The organism is Frankia nepalensis (genome assembly GCF_016786325.1).
Classification (GTDB): Bacteria; Actinomycetota; Actinomycetes; order Frankiales; family Frankiaceae; genus Pseudofrankia; species Pseudofrankia nepalensis.
The window spans coordinates 1-1,544 of the sequence record NZ_JADWYU010000353.1; the positions used below are offsets into that span (position 1 = coordinate 1).

Here is a 1,544-nt window from a genome sequence, read left to right on the forward strand (position 1 = left end):
TCGCCGCGGACGTAGTCGCGCAGCGAGTGGAACGCGACGCCGCCCTGCGGGGCCTCGTTCGACGTCGGCCCGTCCAGGTCCGGCGACCCACCGGTCGGCAACGGCCCGACGTCGTGCACCCGCGGCCGCACCCGCAGCAGCGTCCGCTCCGGGCGGGTCTGACCCACGTGCACGAGCCGCAGCGGATCGCTGTGGCCGACGGTCAGCGGCCCGACCTCGAACACCCCGCGCCGCGAGGTCGGGATCGCGTAGCCCCGCTCAGCCCGCCCACCGGCCCCCAGGCTCGGCAGCGCGATGTCGACGGTCACACCGGCGACCTTCTCCTCGGCGTGGATCGGCGGGCAACGCCGGCTCGAGACGTTCGTGACCGTGAGATAACCGAACGCCGGCTCACCCTCCACCACCCGCGCCGGCCGGACCTGCCGCGAAATCGTCACATTCGGGCTCACCAACAGCCAGCCACCCGCCACCAGCAACGCACAGACCGCCGCCGCCGAGATCACCACCAACTCGGGATAACGCAACACGAACCCGGCCACACCGAACACCACCGCGACCACGGCAACCGCGACCCCAGAACGGGTAATCACCGGTACGCCGGCCGCAGACCAGGAACCGGAACCGAAGCAAGAATCCCGGCCAGCAGATTCGGCGCCGTCGCCCCGTTCAACTCCGCCTCCGGCCGCAACAGCAACCGGTGACCAAGAACATAGGGCGCCAACGCCTTGACATCATCCGGCGTCACAAAAGTCCGCGCGTCGGCGGCCGCGTGCGCCTGCGCCGCGACCGCCAGCGCGATCCCAGCACGAGTGCTCGCCCCGAGACGCAACTCGGCCAGCCGCCGGGTCGCCGCCGTGATCGTCACGATGTAGTCCACGATCGCCGGCGTCAGATGAACCCGCCGCAGAATCTCCGTCATCCGCACCACATCGGCGTTCGACACCACCGGCGTCAGATCAAGCACCGACTGCCCAGCCGACCGGTTCGCCACGATCTCAACCTCAGCCGCATGATCCGGATAGCCCACCGCCAGCCGGACCATGAACCGGTCGATCTGCGCCTCCGGAAGATCATAGGTACCACCGTGCTCCACCGGATTCTGGGTCGCCACCACCAGAAACGGCCGCGGCACCAGATGCGAAACCCCATCGACCGTGACCTGACGCTCCTCCATCACCTCCAACAACGCCGACTGCGTCTTCGGCGACGCCCGGTTCACCTCATCCGCGAGCACCACATTCCCGAAGACCGCACCCGGCTGAAACTCGAACACCCGAGCCTGCGCGTTCCAGACCTGCACACCCGTCACATCCGACGGCAACAAGTCAGGCGTGCACTGGATCCGACGCATACTGCCCTCGATCGAACCCGCCAACGCCTTCGCGATCGACGTCTTACCCGTACCCGGCACATCATCGATCAGCACATGCCCCTCAGCCGCCATACACAACACAGCCAACCGGACAACATCCGTCTTACCCCTGATCAGACGCTCGACATTGCGCACGATCCGATCACACCGCTCGGCGAACCAGGCCACATCC

The 1,544-nt window shown here is 67.7% G+C and carries 1 protein-coding gene and 1 pseudogene; both read right to left on the minus strand.

The window, feature by feature from the left end:
• Nucleotides 1–590: pseudogene (locus tag I6A81_RS41150) on the minus strand (DUF58 domain-containing protein); the annotation flags it as partial.
• Nucleotides 587–1,544, minus strand: a 958-nt coding sequence (locus I6A81_RS41155; protein WP_238431218.1) for an AAA family ATPase, incomplete at its 5' end; no start/stop codon positions are given. The gene I6A81_RS41155 and the pseudogene I6A81_RS41150, both read right to left, overlap by 4 nt.